The 19,895-nt window shown below is 65.4% G+C and carries 16 protein-coding genes; 9 read left to right on the forward strand and 7 right to left on the reverse strand.

Annotated features, from left to right (window positions below):
- Positions 1–32: 32 nt before the first annotated feature.
- The gene (typA, locus tag G452_RS0101135; protein WP_022660427.1) at positions 33–1,868 is read right to left on the reverse strand and encodes a translational GTPase TypA; all 1,836 of its coding nucleotides are present in this window, start codon (positions 1,866–1,868) and stop codon (positions 33–35) included.
- A 170-nt stretch (positions 1,869–2,038) separates the two neighbouring features.
- On the opposite strand from typA, the gene G452_RS0101140 reads away from it, so the two are divergent.
- The gene (locus tag G452_RS0101140; protein WP_022660428.1) at positions 2,039–2,875 is read left to right on the forward strand and encodes a septal ring lytic transglycosylase RlpA family protein; all 837 of its coding nucleotides are present in this window, start codon (positions 2,039–2,041) and stop codon (positions 2,873–2,875) included.
- Between the two features lie 75 nt (positions 2,876–2,950).
- Here G452_RS0101140 and G452_RS0101145 read toward each other — a convergent pair whose 3' ends face one another.
- Together G452_RS0101145 and G452_RS20320 are read right to left on the reverse strand one after the other, a co-directional pair.
- Positions 2,951–3,904, reverse strand: a complete 954-nt coding sequence (locus G452_RS0101145; RefSeq protein ID WP_022660429.1) for a chemotaxis protein — start codon at positions 3,902–3,904, stop codon at positions 2,951–2,953.
- Positions 3,905–3,991: 87 nt separating this feature from the next.
- Positions 3,992–6,844, reverse strand: a complete 2,853-nt coding sequence (locus tag G452_RS20320; RefSeq protein WP_155887465.1) for a PAS domain S-box protein — start codon at positions 6,842–6,844, stop codon at positions 3,992–3,994.
- A 214-nt stretch (positions 6,845–7,058) separates the two neighbouring features.
- Between G452_RS20320 and G452_RS0101155 the strand changes: the two genes are divergently transcribed.
- Positions 7,059–7,571: a hypothetical protein gene (locus tag G452_RS0101155; RefSeq protein WP_022660431.1), complete on the forward strand. Its 513-nt coding sequence runs from the start codon at positions 7,059–7,061 to the stop codon at positions 7,569–7,571.
- Here the strand turns inward: G452_RS0101155 and G452_RS0101160 are convergent.
- Positions 7,568–8,095, reverse strand: a complete 528-nt coding sequence (locus G452_RS0101160; protein ID WP_022660432.1) for a type 1 glutamine amidotransferase domain-containing protein — start codon at positions 8,093–8,095, stop codon at positions 7,568–7,570. The two genes, G452_RS0101155 and G452_RS0101160, sit on opposite strands and share 4 nt — an antisense overlap.
- 243 nt (positions 8,096–8,338) lie before the next feature.
- Between G452_RS0101160 and G452_RS0101165 the strand changes: the two genes are divergently transcribed.
- From G452_RS0101165 to G452_RS0101175, 3 genes are all read left to right on the forward strand, one after another.
- Positions 8,339–8,659: a DUF5684 domain-containing protein gene (locus G452_RS0101165; RefSeq protein ID WP_027188911.1), complete on the forward strand. Its 321-nt coding sequence runs from the start codon at positions 8,339–8,341 to the stop codon at positions 8,657–8,659.
- Positions 8,660–8,800: 141 nt separating this feature from the next.
- Entirely contained in the window at positions 8,801–9,250 is a 450-nt protein-coding gene (locus G452_RS17555) for a hypothetical protein (RefSeq protein ID WP_051141961.1), read from the forward strand.
- Positions 9,251–9,304: 54 nt separating this feature from the next.
- Entirely contained in the window at positions 9,305–11,698 is a 2,394-nt protein-coding gene (locus G452_RS0101175; RefSeq protein ID WP_022660433.1) for an acetate--CoA ligase family protein, read from the forward strand.
- 75 nt (positions 11,699–11,773) lie between these two features.
- Here G452_RS0101175 and G452_RS0101180 read toward each other — a convergent pair whose 3' ends face one another.
- Positions 11,774–12,580 (reverse strand): sulfite exporter TauE/SafE family protein, encoded by an 807-nt coding sequence (locus tag G452_RS0101180; protein ID WP_022660434.1) that lies wholly within the window; start codon positions 12,578–12,580, stop codon positions 11,774–11,776.
- 6 nt (positions 12,581–12,586) lie between these two features.
- Positions 12,587–13,333, reverse strand: a complete 747-nt coding sequence (locus G452_RS0101185; protein WP_022660435.1) for a FadR/GntR family transcriptional regulator — start codon at positions 13,331–13,333, stop codon at positions 12,587–12,589.
- An 831-nt stretch (positions 13,334–14,164) separates the two neighbouring features.
- Between G452_RS0101185 and G452_RS20325 the strand changes: the two genes are divergently transcribed.
- Positions 14,165–16,639, forward strand: coding sequence for a methyl-accepting chemotaxis protein (locus G452_RS20325; protein WP_022660437.1), 2,475 nt, complete (start codon positions 14,165–14,167; stop codon positions 16,637–16,639).
- Between the two features lie 43 nt (positions 16,640–16,682).
- Here the strand turns inward: G452_RS20325 and G452_RS0101200 are convergent, their stop codons facing one another.
- Positions 16,683–17,144 (reverse strand): DUF3124 domain-containing protein, encoded by a 462-nt coding sequence (locus G452_RS0101200; RefSeq protein ID WP_022660438.1) that lies wholly within the window; start codon positions 17,142–17,144, stop codon positions 16,683–16,685.
- Positions 17,145–17,282: 138 nt separating this feature from the next.
- On the opposite strand from G452_RS0101200, the gene G452_RS0101205 reads away from it, so the two are divergent.
- The 3 genes from G452_RS0101205 to G452_RS0101215 all read left to right on the forward strand — a co-directional run bounded on the left by G452_RS0101205 (position 17,283) and on the right by G452_RS0101215 (position 19,882).
- Complete coding sequence (locus tag G452_RS0101205) at positions 17,283–17,651, forward strand: hypothetical protein (protein WP_022660439.1); 369 nt, start codon at positions 17,283–17,285, stop codon at positions 17,649–17,651.
- 132 nt (positions 17,652–17,783) lie between these two features.
- Positions 17,784–18,956: a Bcr/CflA family efflux MFS transporter gene (locus tag G452_RS0101210; RefSeq protein ID WP_022660440.1), complete on the forward strand. Its 1,173-nt coding sequence runs from the start codon at positions 17,784–17,786 to the stop codon at positions 18,954–18,956.
- Between the two features lie 98 nt (positions 18,957–19,054).
- The gene (locus tag G452_RS0101215; protein WP_022660441.1) at positions 19,055–19,882 is read left to right on the forward strand and encodes a nitroreductase family protein; all 828 of its coding nucleotides are present in this window, start codon (positions 19,055–19,057) and stop codon (positions 19,880–19,882) included.
- Positions 19,883–19,895: the final 13 nt, after the last annotated feature.

Consider the following 19,895-nt stretch of genomic DNA (forward strand, 5'->3'; position numbering starts at 1 on the left):
TCGTTGTGTCGGGGTTGGATCGCGCCGAAGGCCTAGATGCCCTTTTTGCGCTTCTCGGCCAGCCGCCTGTCGTGCGGGTTGAGCGCCTGCTTGCGCAGCCGGATGGACTGGGGAGTGACCTCCACCAGCTCGTCCTCGCTGATGAAGTGGATGGCCCGCTCCAGGCTCATGGGCCGCACCGGGGTCAGGGTCAGGGCTTCGTCCTTGCCGGAGGCGCGCATGTTCGTGAGCTTCTTTTCCTTGCAGGGGTTGACTTCGATGTCGCCCGCCTTGTTGCGCTCGCCCACGATCATGCCGTCGTAGATGGGGTCGCCGGGAACCACGAAAAGCTCGCCGCGCGGCTCCAGGTGGAAGAGGCCGTAGGCGACGGCGCTGCCCGCGCGGTCCGCCACGATGGAGCCGGTGCGCCGGGTCGGAAACTCGCCCCGATGCTCGCCGTAGCCCTCCAGGTAGGAGTTCAGCAGGCCCGTGCCCTTGGTATCCGTGAGGAATTCGTCGCGGTAGCCGATCAGGGAGCGGGACGGCACGGAAAACTCCATGCGCACCCGGCCCGAACCGTTGTTGGTCATGTTGACCATGCGGCCTTTGCGGGCGGAAATCTTTTCCGTGACCACGCCGGTGAATTCGTCGCCGCAGTCCACGAAAAGACGCTCGATGGGTTCAAGCACCTTGTCGTCCACCTTCTTGAGGATGACCTCGGGCCGCCCCACGGTGAGCTCGAAGCCCTCGCGGCGCATGGTTTCCACGAGAATGGCCATCTGGAACTCGCCGCGTCCCTTGACGATGAAGCTGTCGCGCTCCGCGCCGTCCTCGACGCGGATGGCCACGTTCATCAGGGCTTCCTTTTCCAGGCGCTCGCGGATCTTGTTGGCCTGGACCAGCTTGCCCTCGCGCCCCGCCAGCGGCGAGGTGTTGATGGCGAAGCGCATGGACACCGTGGGCTCGTCCACGCTGATGCGCGGCAGGGCCTTGGGCTGCTCCTTGGTGCAGATGGTGTCGCCGATCTTCACGGCCTCGATGCCGGAGAGCACGACGATGTCGCCGGGCTCGACGCTTTCCACGGGCACGACGCGCGGCCCCTGGTAGGTCTGAAGACGCGTCACGCGCAGGGGCGCGGCATCGCCTCCGGCCTTGATGCAGACCAGGGCGTCGTTGGCGTGGACGTGTCCGTTGAAGACCTTGCCGATGGCCAGGCGGCCCAGATAGTCCGAATAACCCAGGTCCGAGACGAGCATCTGGAACGGGGCCTCGGTGTCGAAGCCGGGACCGGGAATTTCTTTCAGGATGAGTTCGAAGAGCGGGGTCAGGTCCGTGCCCTTGGTCTCCGGGTTCGTCATGGCCACGCCCTCGCGGCCGATGGCGTAGAGCAGCGGGAATTCCAGCTGCTCCTCGTTGGCGTCCAGGTCGATGAAGAGGTCGTAGATTTCGTCCAGAACCTCGGCCACGCGGGCGTCCGGACGGTCGACCTTGTTGACCACCACGATGATGGGCAGGCCGCGTCCCAGCGCCTTCTGGAGCACGAAGCGCGTCTGGGGCAGCGGCCCCTCGGACGCATCCACAAGCAGCACGGCGCCGTCGGCCATGGACAACGACCGCTCCACCTCGCCGCCGAAGTCGGCGTGGCCGGGCGTGTCGATGATGTTGATCTTGATGCCCTTCCACTGCACGGAGCAGTTCTTGGCGGCGATGGTGATGCCCCGTTCCCGCTCCAGGTCCATGCTGTCCATGAGCCGATCCTGGACTTCCTGGTTCTCCCGGAACAGGCCGGACTGCCGAAACATGGCGTCCACGAGGGTGGTCTTGCCATGGTCGACGTGCGCAATGATTGCGATATTGCGCAGATTCTCGTTTCTCGAGCTGATATTCATATTGGTTTCCTCCCGCCGGGGGCGCCCCGGCCATGCGGGCTATACGCCAACGGGACACGGGCCGCAAGTGTCCGGGCACGGGCGTTGCAAATTGGTAACCGAGGCGGAACTTCTTTCCGCATGCACCGCCGGGGAGGGACCCGGCAGGGAAATCGATTCCGGAGGATTCCATGTACCGAACCACTGTCCTGACCGTCCTCACCGCCGCGCTGCTGCTTTCCGGCTGCGCGTCCATGGACGGGATCTTCGGCAGGCCCGCTCCCTCGCGCCCGAACTACGGAGGCTACTCGGCCCCCGGTTCGAGCGTCGCACCAGGCCGCCAGTACGACCCCAAGACCCAGCCGTACACCGTCATGGGCAAGCGCTACTATCCGATGCAAAGCGCCGCCGGATACGACGAAGTCGGCACCGCCTCCTGGTACGGCGCGGACTTTGACGGCAAGCCCACGGCCAGCGGCGACATTTATAACATGAACGCCATGACCGCCGCGCACAAGACCCTGCCCCTGGGCACCATCGTCCAGGTCACGAACCTGGACAATGGACGCCGGGTCGATCTCCTGGTCAACGACCGGGGGCCGTTCGTGGGCACGCGGGTCATCGACCTCTCCTACGCCGCGGCCCGCGCCCTGGGCAGCGCCCAGGCGGGACTGGCGCGCGTGCGCATCCAGGCCGTGGGCACGGCCACGGCACGCGGCGCAGTGCCGATCCGGCAAGCGGCGAACGAGACTCCGCGCCCGGCTCCGCGCCGCAGCGCTCCCGAACGAGTCGCTTCGGCTGCTTCGGGCTGTGACGTGCAGGTGGGCGCCTTCCGCGATCCGGCCAACGCGGAGAAGGTCGTGCAACACCTGCGCAGCAAGGGTTTCGACAGCGCCCACATCGCCCGCGTGAACTCCGGCGGCGGCACGCTCAACCTCGTCCGGGTGCGCATGCCGGACAAGAGCCGCGCGCAGCAGGCCCTGCAACAGGTCCGGCTCTACTACCCGTCGAGCTTCATCTCGTCCTGATGAGAAAAGGCCCCCGCATCGGGGGCCTTTCTTCGCATGCTGGCAGGCAGGGCAACGGTCCCGGTGCGGTTCGGACTAGGCCGGCAGCAGCCCGGCCAGAGCCTCCGGCAAATCCTGCATGTCCGCCTTGGAAATCTGGGCGTCCGCGCCCACGGATTCGCCCTTGTGCGCGAGCGTGCTCGAAACGATGGACGAGCAGAGCACCACGGGCAGACCGCGCAGCACCGCGTCCTCCTTGATCCGCAAGGTCAGGCTGTGGCCGTCCATGACCGGCATTTCCACGTCCGAGACCACCGCGTTCACGAAGTCCGTTATGGGCCGTCCCGACTCCACGGCCTCGCGTTTCCAGCCCTGAAGCGTCTCCAGCGCCTCCCGGCCGTTGGTGGCCAGGGTCACGCGCGCGCCCACGTCCACCAGCAGGTCGCGGACAACGTTGCGGGCCAGGGCGGAATCGTCCACCACGAGGAGCTTCGGCCGCTTGCTCAGCAGCCGCGCGCGCAGCTCCTCGTCGGCGAACGAGGAGGAAAGATGCTGCGGGCTCAGCTCGGCCACGATCTTTTCCATGTCCAGGATGTAGATGATCCGGTCCTCGATCTTGACCACCCCGGTGATGGAATTGGCGGCAAGGCTGGAAACGTAGAAATTCGGCGATTCCACGTTGCCCCAGCTGACGCGGTGGATGCGGGTCACGCCGGAAACCCGGAAGGCGGTGGTGACCTTGTTGAACTCGGTGACGATGATCTTGGGCGCCTCGGCCTCGACGATTTTCTTGCGCAGCCAGACACCGAGATCCACGAGGGGAATGATCCGGTTGCGCAGGTTGAACGCGCCGAGAACGGCCGGGTGGGAAATTTCCGGAAGCTCCGTCAGATCGGGCATGCGAAGGATTTCGAGCACCTTGGCCACGTTGATGCCGTAATAGCTGCGCTCGAAGCCTTCTCCGCCCTTGCGGGGAGCCTCGTTCATGTAGAACTCGACGATTTCGAGCTCGTTGGTTCCGGATTCGAGAAGAATATTGTTATGCGGCATGCGGCTCTCCAGCGGGTCTTGGGCCGAGGCCCGTTGCCAACCATTCGCCGCCGGGGGGCGGTTTGTCAAGAATATCCGGCGGAAATCCTATTTGCCGAGCAAGCGTCGCATGAGCTGCACCAGCGCGTCCAGGTCCACGGGCTTGGACAGGTAATCGTCCATGCCCGCTTCCAGGAAACGGTCCCTGTCCCCGGCCATGGCGTGGGCCGTGAGCGCGGCGATGGGCACGTCCCGGTTCCGCGCGCCCGCCTCCCCGGCCCGGATGCGGCGGGTGGCCTCGATGCCGTCCATGACCGGCATCTGCACATCCATGAGCACCATGTCGAAACGCCCGTCTACAAGGGCGTCCAGCGCGCTGCGACCGTTTTCCGCGGCCACGGCCTCGGCCCCCAGCTTCTGCAGGAACCGCTGGAGCATGATCCGGTTGACCCGGTTGTCCTCGACCACGAGCACGCGCGCTTCCGAGGTCGGCAGCTGAATGCCGTTTTTTTGGATATGGGCTCTGGAACGCCGCAGGTCCAGCGGCACGCAGATGTATATTGTGGTTCCCTGGCCGCGTCTGCTGGCAACGGCGACCTCGCCGCCCATGATCTGCAGGAGGCGGCGCACGATGGCCAGCCCCAGGCCTGTGCCCTGGTAGTCCCGCGTGTAGGATCCGTCCGCCTGGGTGAAGGTCTCGAAAATCTGCTCCAGCTTTTCCTCGGGGATGCCGATGCCCGTGTCGGACACGGCGATCAGCAGCCGGGCGCGGCGGGAATCGCCCGGCGATTCCGCCGGGTAGATCTCCAAACGCACCTCGCCCTCGTGGGTGAACTTGACCGCATTGCCGAGCACATTGAACAGCACCTGCCGCAGCCTGCCCGGATCGCCGGAAAGTCCCTCCGGCACGTCCTCATGGATGTCCACCTGGAAATCGATGCCGCGCGCCCGGGCCTGTTCCCGGAACATGATCACCACGGGCTGGATGTATTCGCGCAGACGGAAGGGCTCGCGCCGCAGCACCAGCTTACCGGATTCGATCAACGAGAAATCGAGAATGTCGTTGAGCACGCTCATCAGCCCGCGGCTCGACTCCAGGGCCGTGCTCACGTACTCGCTCTGCTCCGGCTCCAGACTCGTGATGCCGAGCAATTGCAGCATGCCCATGATTCCGTTCAGCGGAGTGCGGATCTCGTGGCTCATGTTGGCCACGAATTCGCCCTTGGCCCGGCTGGCGACCTCGGCGGCGTCCCTGGCGCGTTCCAGCTCCCGCACGAAGCGGTTGCGCTCGGTGATGTCCAGGGCCGAAAAAATCAGCCCCGCGTCGAAATCGCCCTGGGACATGAAGGAAGAACTGAGCAGGATGTCGATTTCGTAGCCGTCCCGATGCACGAACCGGGTTTCCACGGAGCCCATGCCATCTTCCCGAACCTGCCTGTACAGCCGCGTGCCTATCCGCTCGAACTCCTCGGCGGCGGCATAGAGCCGCCTTGCAGGCAGGCCGTTGAGTTCCTCGCGGGTATAGCCGAGCATGCGCGCGAGGTGCTCGTTGGTCCAGCCCACGACCCTGTCGCGGACCATGCCGATGCCGATGGGCGCGGCCCGCAGGATGCCCCGGACCAGCGCCTCGCGTTCGCGCAATTCCTGCTCGATGAGCTTGCGTCGCTCTATCTCGTTCTGCAGGTCGCGGTTGGAGGCCAGGAGCTGCTCGTTCATGGCCGCCATCTGCTGGTTGGCAGCGTCCACTTCGCGCTCGGCCATCTTGCGGTCGGAAATGTCCGTGGAAATGCCGCAAACACCGAGAATGCGCCCCCGCTCGTCGCGCAGCGGGAACTTGGTCACCAGCCAGTGGTACTCCCGCTCCCGGTGGTTGACGCAGACCTCGTGGTTCGAGGCTTGCCCGCTTTCGAGCACCTTCAGATCCCACTTGCGGTGTTCGCGCGCCCGCTCCCGCGAAAAAAGCTGGGCGTCGGTCTTTCCCAGAATCTCTTCCGGGGCCAGGCCGAGATATTCGCAAAGGCGCACGTTGCAATACAGGTATTTGCCGCCCCGGTCCTTGGCGTAGATCATGGGCGCGGAATTCGCCATGATCCCGGCGAGCAGGGCCGTGTATTCCCGCAGGCGGCGCTCGGCCACGCGCTCTTCCGAGGCGTCGCGCACCACGGAGCAAACGTACTTGCGCCCCTGGATCTCAAGAGGCCCGCTGAAGACGTTCACATCCCTGCGTTCGCCGCTCTTGAGCTTGTGGCGGAAGCGGAAATGGGAACGGCTCCCCTCGCTGGCCCGGCTCACGGCCCGATACAGCCCCTTTTTGGCGATGGGGTTGATGCGTTGCAGGGGCAGCCCGCAGAACTCCTCCCTGGAATACCCGTAAAACTCGCAGGCGGCGTTGTTGGCGTCCACGACGACCATCGCCTCCGGGTCGAGAAGCAGCCGGATGGCGGGATCATTGATGAACAGCGAGCGGAAATGCGAAGCTTCCTGAAGAACATGCAGGGATTCCGAATCGCCCTGCGCAGGCCGGAGCAGACAGGTGTACGTCGTTTTCCGCCCGTACCGGACATGCACTGCGTCCACAAGCAGGCGCAGCGGCTCGCCTCCGGGAGCCTGGAGCAGCCAGTCCCCGCCCTGCATCCTGCCGTTGACGGCCACTCTTTTCAGAATGGCCCGCAGCGCCTTCAGAGAAACGTTCGTGAGGCAGGAATCCACGAGCTTTCCGACGAGCGCTTCCGGCGTGGTGCCCAGAGCGCCGGCAAAAGAACCGTTGCACCGTTCCACGCGCAGCTCGGAATCGAACTCGACGCACCCCAACGGGGAGAGCGTGCAAAGCCGATACAGCCCTTCCAGGCGCTTCTCGGTTTCCCGCAGACGCCCGTGCAACTCTTCATACGCGTTGCGCAGAGCCGCCTCATCCATGCCGGACGTTCTGCCGTCGGTGTTTCGCCGTTCCGAATCAGACACTCTGGTTCACCTCGGTGCAGATTGATGCGAATGTGGTCTCATCCAGGGCCGGGAATCCGTTTTCAGCCGGGCCGCATGCGAAGGCCGTTCACGGGCGGGGCCGACGGAACCATGCATATTCTCTTTCCGTTTAGAAAGGCGCAAGGTCAAGCAGTGCGACAGGCCCGGATCGATCCGTCTTTCCCCGGTCTTGTTGCGGCCAGGAGGAACTGCTATGAAAAACGGCAAACAGAAGGAGTCCGCCATGCGCTTTTCCGGCCTCATCGGCACCTGCCTCGCGCTCATCGCCATCCTGGGAAACCTCTTGCTCTACGATCAGTTGGCGGCCTTCATATATATACCCGCCCTGACCTTCTGCGTCTTCCTCTGCCTGGGGCTGAGCTATCTTTCCTACGGAGCGCTGGATTCGTTGCGCGCCCTGAGCGCCCTGCGCCTGCTGCTGCTCCGCTCGAGCGGCCTGGACGCCCCTGCCCGACGGGCCGAAGTCCTGGCCGGAAACATCGCGCACATGTATGCGGCCGGAGCGGCCGGGACGCTCATCGGCCTGCTCAAGATGCTCCACCACGCCTCCCAGACCACGCCCCCGGAATGGAGCCTCGCGTCCACCCTGGTCGTCCTTCTGCCTTTGTTCTACGCGCTCTGCCTGGCCGAGCTGCTCCTGCGGCCCGGCGCGCGCAGGCTGGCCGCGCTGGCGAGCATTCCGCGCGGAGAACCCGAAGACTTCTAGCCCCGGCCGAGCAGGTCCAGAAACGCCGGGCAGAACACGGGCAGATCGTCCGGCGTGCGGCTAGAAACCAGATTTCCGTCCACCACCACGGGCTCGTCCACCCAGTTGGCTCCCGCGTTGACCATGTCGTCGCGGATGGAGGAAAACGAGGTCACGGTCCGTCCCCGGAGAATGCCCGCCGAGATCGGAACCCAGCCCGCATGGCAGATGAAGCCCAGGGGACGGCCCAGCTCGTGCACTCTCCGCACCAGCTCAAGCGCGGCCTTGCTGCGCCGGATGCGGTCCGGGGCATATCCGCCCGGAATCACCAGACCGTCGAGGGCGTCCGCGTCCACGTCCCCGAAGGCCACGTCGGCTTTCGCGGGCAGCCCCACCTTGCTCTTGCAGGTCGCCCCGGCTTCCGGTCCGGCCACGACCACATCGGCTCCAGCCTCCGCCAGGCGCAGCTTGGGATACCAAAACTCCAGCTCATTGTAAAAATCATCCAACAAAATCAGAACTTTTTTACCATTCACACCGGCCATGTCACCTCCTGGCGAATTTCAAATTCAAGATATAGACATGTAGCACGAGAGCCTCCCCGAGCCAAGGGGGGAGATGAAAATTTGGGTGTTCGCTGTTGCATTGAAGCTTCGCGCAAGAACAGGAACGCACAAAAAACAACATGTGTTCTTGACAAGATTTATAATCAAAAATAGAGACATTACAACATTCATTGTATTGCGTGACAACAAGGCATCGCGCAGCAGAACACTCGTGGAGGGACAATGGAAATCGTACTCTGGTTGGTCATCACCGTCGCCATCATCGCCGGATACTGGAAAACTTTCGAAAAAGCCGGCCAGCCGGGTTGGGCCGCCGTCATTCCCATATACAACCTCATCGTGATGCTGCGCATCGTACACCGTCCGCTCTGGTGGATTCTGCTTTTGTTCGTCCCGCTGCTGAACATCGTCATCTTCATCGTCATCGGCATCGACCTCGCCAAGCGCTTCGGCAAGAGCGCGCTGTACGGCGTGGGCATCGCGCTGCTCGGCTTCATCTTCGTTCCGATGCTCGGATTCGGGAACGCACGCTATCTGGGCTGAGCGCACTGCATGGACCCAACGGCAACGGCAGCGCCTCTTTCGGGAGGCGCTTTTTTTATGCCAATGCAAACATATTTTCGCCAGACCATAAACATCTCTACATATTCACCGATAAGTCTTGAGAAACATCAAGGAGGCGACATGAGCATCCCAAAGCTCTCCAACGCGCTGCACATCAATACGGATTCTCTCGTCAGCGAGGCGAAAAACGCGGAACAGTCCGCTCGGCAGGGCCTGACACTGAAAATGGGGGATACCGGGAAGGACGGCGACCGCATCACGCTCTCCAAGGACGCCGTGAGCATGTCCAAGGCCATGCAGGCCGCCAAGGGCGACGAATCCGACTCCAAGACGGCCGTGGAACAGCAAATCGACCGCCTGAAAGAACAAATCGAAAAATTGAAGGAAGAAATCCGGGAAAAACAGCAGAGCGACCTGCCGGACGAGCAGAAGCAGCAGGAAATCGCCCAGCTTCAGCAGCAGATGATGCAGTACCAGAGCCAACTCGCGGAACTGAATAAGCAGCAGAACGGCGGAGGCGTCACCGTGGGGGGCACCGACGCCCAGGGCTTCGCCAACAGCCTGACCTAGCCCGCCCGCCGGGTCCATCTGGCGGGGAGGGCCAAAGCGTGCTACCTCCCCGCCATGCAGACCCACATCGACTTCCGGCGCATCGACGCCCTCTTTCATTCCGTGGCCGAGGAAGGGCGCGACCAGCTCTTCGAATACGAGACGTACGAACTGCTGCGGCTGTCCGGGGCGGAATCCGTGCCCCGCGCGCTTATGCTGTCCAAGGGCTCCCGCCCGTCCAACGAAGAGCTGGCCGCCCTGCCCGGCGACCGCGCCGTGCTCAAGATCGTCTCGCCCTGCATCGTGCACAAGACCGACGTGGGCGGTGTGCGCATCGTGGAAAAGCAGCCCGGAAAAATCCGCTCGGCCTGGCGGCGCATGCTCGACGAAGTGCCGGAGAACTATGCGGCCTTCCTGGAGCGGCGTCCGGAGCTGACCCCGGAACGCTATGCCGGGCTCGCGGGCAGGGAGCTGCGCCGCGCCATCTCCGCGGACACGCGCGGGGTGCTGCTCGTGGAATTCATGCCCCCGGACTCTCTCGCCTTCGGCAATGAACTGCTCGTCAGCCTGCGCCGCACGCGCGAGTTCGGCACGGTGCTCACCGCCGGGCTCGGCGGCACGGACACGGAAATCTACGCGGCCCGCTTCCGGCCCGGCCAGGCCGTGGTTTCCGCGTCCACGCGCATGACCACCCCGGAGCAATTCTTCCGGCTCTTCCGCTCCACCATCGCCTATGAAAAGCTCGCGGGACGCAGCCGGGGACAGGCCCGCATCGTTTCCGACGACCAGCTCGTGGAATGCTTCGCCTCGTTCATCGAAATGGCGGACCGCTACTGCCCGGACAACCCGGACGCGCCCGCGATCATCGAGGAGCTGGAGGTCAACCCCTTCGCCTTCACCGACTACCAGATGGTTCCCCTGGACGGGCTCTGCCGCATTTCCCGGCCCCAGGCCCTGCCCGCGCCGCGCCCCGTGCACAAGATCCGCAACCTGCTCCAGCCGGAGCGCATCGGCATCGCGGGGGTTTCCGCCTCCCGGCCCAACTTCGGGCGCATCATCCTGAAAAACATCCTGGCCGCAGGCTTCGACCCGGAAAACGTGGCCGTGATCCGTCCCGGCGCGCGTCCGGAAGAACGCGTGGACGGCGCGCCCTGCGTACCCGACCTGGAAAGCATGGGCCGCGTGGATCTCTTCGTGGTGGCCGTGGGCGCGGAGCACGTTCCGGCCCTGGCCGAGGAGATCATGGACAAGGATCTGGCCGCGTCCGTGCTGCTCATTCCCGGCGGCCTGGGCGAGACGGCCGAAAGCGCCGAACGCGGCCGCGCCCTGCGCGAACGCATCGACCGCGCGCACGCGGACGGCGGCGGCCCGGTCTTCCTCGGCGGCAACAGCCTGGGCGTGCTCTCCCGGCCTGGAAGGTACGACACCATCTTCATTCCCGGCGAAAAGCTGGAAAAGCCGGCAGGGCCGGGCGGCAGGACGGCCTTCGTGAGCCAGTCCGGCGCCTTTCTCGTGACCCGCGCCAGCAAGCTCGCCCTGCTCGACCCGGCCTATCTCGTCTCCATCGGCAACCAGTCCGATCTCACCGCGGGCGACTTCCTGCGCTACTTCCAGGACGCGGACGACATCGACGTGATCGCGCTCTACATGGAAGGATTCAAGGATCTGGACGGGCTGGCGCTTTGCCGGGCCGTGCGCGCCGCGGTGCGCGCGGGCAAGGAGGTGGTCTTCTACAAGGCCGGGCGCACCCCGGAAGGCATGCACGCCACGGCCGGGCACACCGCCTCGGTCGCCGGGGACTACATGGTCTGCGCCTCGTGCGTCCGGCAGGCCGGGGCCATGGTCGCGGACACCCTGACCCAGTTCGAGGATCTGGCCCAGCTCGCGGCCCTGCTGCACGACAAGGACGTGCCGGGCAACCGCCTCGCCGCCATGAGCGGCGCGGGCTTCGAGGCCGTGGCCATGGCCGACTCCATCCAGGGCGACGGCTTTGCCATGCGCATGGCCGATTTCTCGGAGCAGACCCGCGCCGAGGCGGCCCGGCTCCTGGCGGCGCAGGGCCTGGACCGGCTCGTGGAGGTGCGCAACCCGCTGGACATCAACCCCGCGGCCGACGACCGCCTGCACGCGGACATGGCCCGGCTCCTGGCCGCCGATGCCCGCGTGGACGGCGTGGTCGTGGGCCTTGATCCGCTTTCCCCGTCCATGAAGACCCTGCCGGCGGGCCAGCGCGCGGGCGAATCCCTGGACGATCCCCAGGGCATCGCCGCGCTCTTTCCGGCCGTGGTCGCGGAAACCAGGAAACCCATGGTGGGTGTGGTGGACGGCGGTCCCCTTTTCGATCCCCTGGCAAAGCGGCTGCTGGACCGGGGCGTGCCCGTGTTCCGCTCCTGCGACAGGGCCGTGGCCGCCCTGGCCAAATACATGGAAGGCAGGCTCCACGCGCAGCGGCTGCGGGATTCGGATTGATTCCACGCAAACGGCCCGGAATCCCGCTCAGGACGGAATTCCGGGCCGCGTAGTCCCGCCGGATGCGCAGGGCCGCTACATCACGCCCATCTGCTTGAGCAGCATGCGCGTGGCCACCACGATGAGCAGCAGGGCGAAGATGCGCTTGAGCTTGTTCGTGTCCAGGCTGTGGGCCAGCTTCGCGCCCAGCGGCGCGGTGAACACGCTCACGCAGACGATGCCCAGCAGCACCGGGATGAACACGTAGCCCAGGGACGGGCCGGGAATTCCGGTCACGCCCCAGCCGCCGAGGATATAGCCCAGGGTGCCGGACACCGCGATGAAGAAGCCGATGGCCGAGGCCGTGCCGATGGCCGCGTGGATGGTGGTGTTGCACCAGAGCAGGAAGGGCACGGAGAGCGTGCCGCCCCCGATGCCGACCCAGCTGGAGATCAGGCCGATGAAGTTGCCCGCGCCGAACATGCCCGCGCTGCCGGGCAGGGTCCGCGACGCCGGGGGCTTCTTGCCGGTGAGCATCTGCCAGGCCACGTAATACAGGAAGACGATGAAGAAGATGCGCAGGAAGTCCGTGGGCAGCCAGTGGGCCGAGTAGGCCCCCAGGAAGGTGCCGATGAGGATGCCCGGCGCGATGCCGAAGACGACCTTCCAGAGCACGGCCCCGCGCTTGTTGTGGGCCAGGGTGCTGGAAACGGAAGTGAAGATGATCGTGGCCAGGGACGTGCCAAGGGCCACCTTCATGATCAGGTTCGGGTCCATGCCCTGCCACTCGAAGGCCAGCACGAGCATGGGCACGATGACCAGCCCGCCGCCGATCCCGAACAATCCCGCCAGAATACCCGCCACGCCGCCGAGCAGCGCATAGGTGATGAGAAGTTGCAACATCCCGCTCTATCCTTTGTCCGTTGTGGGTTGGTTTTCGCCGAGAGCCGCTGTTTCCACGGCCAGCAGATGCCGCTCCATGGCGGCGGCCGCGGCTGCGTCGTCGCGCGCCTCCAGCGCGTCGATGATCCGCAAGTGCGCTTCCACCGCGAGCCTTCGCCGCTCCTGCGTCTGCAAAAAGCTGGACCGCGTTTCCGACAAGATTTCATGCAGTGCGGCCAGCGCTTCCGTCACGACCCGGTTGCCCGACGCGCGGGCCAGCTCCAGGTGAAAGGCCGCGTCCAGGTCCGCGTCGCCCTCGCCCGCGAGCAGGCGGCGCTGCTGATCGCAGACGATGATCTTGAGCCTGTCGATGCGCTCCGTGGAGGCGTTCTTCGCGGCCAGGGCCGCTATGGGCGGCTCGATCATCCTGCGGAACTGGAAGATGTCCGCGATGCGGCTGCGCTGCGCCTCGAAGCTCGCGGCAAAGGCCGAAGCCAGGGACTCGCCGTCCGGCTCGCGGACATAGGTGCCGTCGCCCCTGCGGCTTTCCAGCACGCCCTGCTCCGCCAGCGAACGGATCGCCTCGCGCAGGCTGTTGCGGGATACGCCAAAACGTTCGGCCAGGCTTCGCTCCGCCGGGAGCCTGTCGCCGGGGCGAAGCGCTCCGGAAAGAAGCATCTCCCGGATACGGGCCGTGATTTCCTCGTAGCGGCGCAGATCGCTCTGCGCGTTTCCCGGAACCTTCGCGGTCTGACCAATTTCATTTGCGCTCATATTGGTTGGACCAATACGCCTGTTCTCCAAAGTCCGTCAAGCGGAAACATGCTCCCCGACATCCGTCCCGGCGTCCCTGGCCCGGCGCAACGGCAAAAGGCCCGGAGAGCAGTCTCTCCGGGCCTTCTTATGGACGGGGCCGCAGCCCCCGAAGCGTCTTTGCGGTTCTGAACCTGTGCCTAGAAACGATCCCGGGGGTAGATTTCCGCCTGCTCCAGCCTGCGGCACGCGGAGTGCATCAGGGTGTAGCGGACGCTGTTCATGGATCCCCGGAGCTTATTCAAAATGCGCTTGGCCATGTTGGTCTCCTCGGTTGTCGTATCCGTTTCGGAATCCGACGCCGCGAGCCATGGGCCGCCGATGTCCGCGCAATGACGGACACATCCCGCAGCCTGGGCCGCGACGCCGCCGACGCGAACGGAGCGCTCTCTTCCGGCACGCTTTCATGCCGGGGTCGCTCCCGTTGTCATCAAAAAGTTGCCGCCTTGAGGCGCCGCCGGCGAGACCTTGGGTATCCGGCTGACGCGCCCGCCCGGAAGACCGGGAACCTGGGCCGAGCTATGGTCTCTTGCCCGCGGAAAAATCGGCGCGATTTCTCCGCTTCGCGAAATTCGAGTTCAATATTCTGCGCGGAAGCCTTTTTCGCTTGCGCAAGATTCAGATAACAACCGGATTCGCGCTTGGCAAGCCTCTGAGCACAGGCGCGGGCGCGCGGAATTGTAACGCTTAACGTTTTGACAACATTGCTGAATGAACATAAAAAGTGCCCTCTATTTCTGCGGGGGGGGTCATGTTTAATGTTTCGGACGCTTCGCTTCCGGCCTTGGCCGGGTGCGGAATCATCTGCCCAAGGGCCTGAGCGTACCCTGGTTCCGGGATCGCGGCATCGGCCTCAAGATCGGCGTGGGCTTCGGCGTCATCCTGCTCTTCTTCCTTTCGGCCGGAGCGACCACCTACCACGCGCTCCAGAGCGCCTCGGACGGCTTCGTGGAATACCGGGCCATCGCCCGGAGCACCAACCTGCTCGACAAGGTCCAGACCGACCTCCTGAACATCCGGGACACGGTCAAGGACTACCTGATCACGGGCAGCGAGGACGCGCTCAAGAGCTACGACTCGCACATCACGGCCACGCGGGCCCGCCTCGCCTCCACCAAGTCCGAGATGGACGAGCCGGAGCGCATCGCCCGCCTCGCCGAGGTGGAAGCCAAGCTCGCCCGCTACGACGAGGCCTTCGGCCAGATCGTGGCCCTGCGCAAGAAGCGCGACCACCTCGTGGACGACGTGATCTACGTCCTGGGGTCGCAGATGGGCGAGCAGATCAACGACCTGTTCCAGCGCTTTCAGGCCACGGGAAACGCGGACGCGCTGTACCAGCTCGGCAACGCCTTGAAATACCTGAACACTGGCCGCCTGTACGTCAGCCGCTTTCTGGACACCGGGGATGCGGCCCAGGTCGATTCCGCCGATTCCGAGCTCTTTCTCTTCGAGGATTATCTGTTCGCGCTGGAACAGATTCTCGACGAATATTCGCTGAAGACCCTCGGGGAGATCAAGAAATCCCTGGCGAGCTACAAGGACGCGCTGGCCCAGGCCGTGGGCACGGTGCAGCGCCAGGACGTGCTCGCGGACGAGATCATCGAAAAGATCGGCCCGGACGTGGCCGCCGCCATCGGCGACCTGACCGACTCCATCCGCGTTCGCCAGGACAGCCTCGGCCCCAAGCTCGTGGCGCGCAACGCCTCGGCCACCGCCATGGTGGCCGGGTTGCTCGCCGCCGCCCTGATCCTGGGCACGCTCATCGCCCTCTCCCTCGCGCGGAGCATCGCCCTGCCCCTGCGCCGGGCCACCAGGGTCATGGAGCACATCCGGCTCGGCAGACTCGACCAGCGCGTGGGCATCGCGCAGAAGGACGAGGTCGGCCGCCTCGCCAGGGCCGTGGACGATTTCGCCGACACCCTGGCCGCCTTTTCGGAGCTGTTGCGGCGCATGGGCCAGGGGGATTTTTCCATGCAGGTGCCCCTGCAAAGCGCGGAAGACGAAATGGGCAGGGCCGCGCAACAGATGGTGGAGGGAGTCCGCGCCCTGGCCATGGGCGCGCGCCGCGCCGCGGAGCAGGTCAACGCGGGAGCCGAGGAAATGCTCGACTCCAGCCAGAGCCTCTCCCAGGCCGCCACGCAGCAGGCCGCGTCCGTGGAGGAAATCACCAGCACCATGCAGGTCATCGGCTCCCAGGCCAGAACCAACGCGGACAACGCGGCCAAGGCCCACGCCCTCGGCCAGGAGGCCGAAGCGTCGGCCCAGTCCGGCGTCCGAGAGATGGACGGCCTCGTGGGAGCCATGCACGACCTGAACGAATCCAGCAGGAACATCGCCAGGATCATCAAGGTCATCGACGAGATCGCCTTCCAGACCAACCTGCTGGCGCTCAACGCCGCTGTGGAGGCTGCCCGCGCGGGCAAGCACGGGCGCGGTTTCGCCGTGGTGGCCAACGAGGTCCGCAACCTGGCCTCGCGCAGCGCCAAGGCCGCCGAGGAGACCGAAACCCTCATCGAGGCCACCCTGGGCAAGGTCGCCCAGGGCACCAGGCAGGCCAACCGGACCGCCGAGATGTTGGATGAGATCGTGGACATCGGGCATCGCTCCGCGCTGCTCGTGGGCGAGATCGCCACGGCCTCGGAAGAGCAAGCCAAGGGCGCAGCCGAAGTGGGCATCGCCCTGGATCAGGTCCAGAGCGTCACCCAGGACAACACGGCCCAGGCCGAAGAGGTCGCGGCGGCGGCCACCGAGCTTTCCTCGCAGTCCCAGGCCCTGCGGCGGCTGATCAACAGATTCCGCATCGGCGACGGCAGGCTCCGCGAACTTTCCGCATCCTGCCCCGACGAATGCGCCGGGCCGGACGCGCCCGAAGCCGAGGCGCAGGACATTCCCCCCGCGGATGTGCCGCCCGTGAACCTGACTCCCGTTGATCCGGTCCTTGCGGACGTGCCCCCTGCGGAAGCCGATCCGCAAGCCGCGACGGCAGGACCGACGGAAGCCACGGAAGCGATGGAAGCGATGGAAGCGATGGAAGCGATGGAAGCGATGGAAAATGCGGCAATGCGGCATGCCGATGCGGACGCCCGGAAAGATTTCCTCCCCTCCGCAGAGGCGGAAAGCGATCCTGCCGCCGCAGCGCAAGACGCGAACACGGATACGGCGCGGAACGCACCGCAAGGGGAGAACCCTCCCCGCGAGAACATGGACGAATTCGTCCTTCCCGACCAGGTCATCGCCCTGGACGACGAAGAATTCGGCCGCTATTGATCCGGCCGCTGTTGATCCGGCGCAAAGACGGAACGGCCGGCCGTCACTCCTGGATTTCCCGCCCCAGGCAACGGAAGGAAATGCCCTGCTGGCCCTGGGTTCCGATCATCACCGTCTCGATGATCGGGGCGTTGACCGTCTTGTCCGCGCGCCAGCGCACCACGAAGTTGGCCCCGGAGCCGCCCGAGGAATCGCTCTCGTCCACGAGGATTTCCCGCGTGGCCAGCGGCCCCAGACGTTCCGGCTTGAGCAGGTGAACCTTCACCAGCTTGCCCTGCGTGTCGTAATAGTCCACGCTGGTGAGCATGACCGCGTTGCGGGGATCGGTGTTGCGAATGCTCAGCGTCACCGCGAGGGCGAAGGGCCGCGACTTGGAGCCGTGGTAAATGTGCGAATAGGCGGGCACGTACACGGTCTGTCCCGTGGATAGATCCTGCGCGAAGACGCTGCCCGGCCAGGCGGCCAGCAACAGCGCTGAGACGATCGCAAAACGCAAGACGCTCATCGATACCTCCTGTTCCTGATGTTCACGCTTTCTCCATTACGTTACGGCGCGCTCCCGCGCAACGAACTTCGGATTGTTTCGAACCCGTTTTTCCCGCGCCCCACTTGCCCCGGCCCGTCTGCGGCGGTATGAAGCGGCATGAACAAGAACGCCCCCAAGAAGATGAATGCGGACCCGCAGCTCCAGGAATCGGAACGCACCCTGATCAACGAGGCCCAGCTCCTGCTGGCCGAGAAGCGCACCTCCCTGGCGGCCATGCGCACGGGCATCGCCATCGTGGCCCTGCCCATGTCCATCGTCAGCGTGCTCGTGGCCACCTCCAAACTCTACAACCCGCTTGACGTCCTCTACCTCATCGGACCGCTCCTGCTGCTCTGCGGCGCGCTGATCCTCTTCGGCATCTTCCTGATGCTGCGCTCCCTGCTGCGCATCCGCCACCAGGACAGCCTGATCCTGCGCATCAAGCGCGCGCATCCGCGCCTCGCGGACCTCATCGACCCGGCCTGAGGCGCACGCCCCGGCGCGAGGCGTCCAAGCCCCTTGCCCGCCCCCGTTTTCCGGGGTTGACCGTCCGTGCCCGCCGGGAGTATTCAGGTCTTCCCTTCCCGCAAACCTCCCGAACCGGACGGAAATCCCGACGTGCCGAACCTTCTTCTGCTCGCCTTGCTGGCGACCTTTCCTTCGTTGTCCACGGACATGTACCTGCCCGCCATCCCGCTTTTGGAGCGGATCTGGGGAATTTCCCTGCCCCTGGCCAACCTTTCCCTCGTGGTCTTCTTCGCCAGCTTCAGCTTCTTCCTTCTGGTGCACGGCCCGCTCTCGGACCGCTTCGGCCGCAGGCCCGTGCTGCTCTGGGGCATCCTGCTCTTCATCGCGGGCAGCCTGAGCTGCGCCCTGTCCACGTCCATCGGCATGCTCATCGCGGCGCGCGCGGTCCAGGCCGCCGGAGCCGCAGCGGCTTCGTCCCTGTCCCTGGCCCTGTCCAAGGATCTCTATTCCGGCCAGGACCGCCAGCGCATCCTCGCCTATATCGCCGTGATCCTCTCGGTCTGCCCCATGCTCGCGCCGACCCTCGGCAGCTGGGTCATGCTCGTGGCCTCCTGGCGCTGGATCTTCGTCTGCCAGGCGGTGCTGGCCCTGGCCGGGCTCTACGGCTCCTTCCGGCTCAAGGAGCCGCTCGCGAACCGCACCAGGGGCGGCGTCCTGGCCGTGGCCGGACGCTATCTCGTGCTGCTGCGCAACGGCCGATTCCTGCTCGTGACCCTGGCCTTCTCGATCATGTCCATGCCCCACTTCGCCTACATCGGCGGCTCGTCGAGCATATTCATCTCGGATTTCGGCGTCAGCGAGCAGGCCTACGGCATCTATTTCGGAATCAACGCGCTTGGCCTGATGCTCGGCGCCATGCTCTGCTCGCGCATCGGCGCGGCCCGCGACGGCGGCTTCGTGCTGAACACGGCCCTGTTCGGGCTGCTCGCTTCGGGCTGCGCCCTGCTGCTCACGGGCGGCTCGACCCCGCTCCGACTGGTGCTGCCCATGTTCTGCTGCACCTTTTTCCTGGGCCTCTCCCGGCCCATCAGCAACAACATGGTTCTGGAGCAGGTCGAATCCGACGTGGGCGCAGCCTCTTCCGTGCTGACCTTCTGCATCTTCACCCTGGGCGCGTTCGGCATGTGGCTGATCTCGCTGGACTGGCACAGCAAGCCCATGCTCGTGGGCGTTCTTGCCGTGCTCGGCGCCCTGACCCCGCTGGCGGCCATGCGCCTCTTCCGGAGGATCGAACGCCGCGATGCGGAACGCAAAAGCGGCTGAGGTCCGCGCGGGGATTCCGGACTTCCCCTGCGGGGAAAAAGCGTGGTAGACGGGAGGAGCCGGAAGCGTTCGCCCGGCAAAGCCCAAAGGACACGAACATGATCGACTTCCGCATCGACAGGGAGCGCTGCGTGCAGTGCGGCGAGTGCGCCCAGGACTGCCCCATGCAGATCATCTCCATGGATTCCGGATATCCGGACGTGCCGCCCGAAAAGGAAAGCATCTGCATCAACTGCCAGCACTGCCTGGCCATCTGCCCTTCCGAGGCGCTCTCCATCCACGGCAGCCGCCCGGAGGACAGCCTTCCCCTCGACGGAGCCCTGCCCCGGCGCGAGGAGCTGGAAACCCTGGTCATGGGCCGCCGCAGCGTGCGCCGCTACAGCGACGCCCCCGTGGACAAGGGCGAGATCGACAGGCTCCTGCAGGTCGCGTCGTACGCTCCCGCGGCCAGGAACAACGAGGCGCGGCTGCTGACCGTGGTGGACGACGCCGGGGTCATGGACCAATACCGCAAGCTGACCTACCACGGCCTGAGCCTGGCGGCCAAGAACGATCAAATCCCCCAGTCCCTGGCTTTTTTCTCCCGCTTTCCGGAAGCCTTCGCCCAGGGCCGCGACGTGATCTTCCGGGGCGCGCCGCACATGCTCGCGGTTTCCAGTCCCAAGGACGGCCCCGCCCCGGAGGCCGACTGCTTCATCTGCCTGAGCACCTTCGACCTGCTGGCCACCGGCGCGGGCCTGGGCACCCTCTGGTGCGGGCTGGCCAAGTGGGCCATGGAAATCGTGCCGGAGATGCGCATCGCGCTGGGCATTCCGGGCGACCACGTTCTCGGATACGTGATGGTCTTCGGCAAGCCCGCCGCGAAGTACCGCAGAACCGTCCAGCGCGGCCCGGCCCTTGTCCGGCGACTCAAAATCAAGTCCTGAGGCGGGCAACGAG

It is taken from the genome of Paucidesulfovibrio longus DSM 6739 (assembly GCF_000420485.1).
GTDB classification, from domain to species: domain Bacteria; phylum Desulfobacterota; class Desulfovibrionia; order Desulfovibrionales; family Desulfovibrionaceae; genus Paucidesulfovibrio; species Paucidesulfovibrio longus.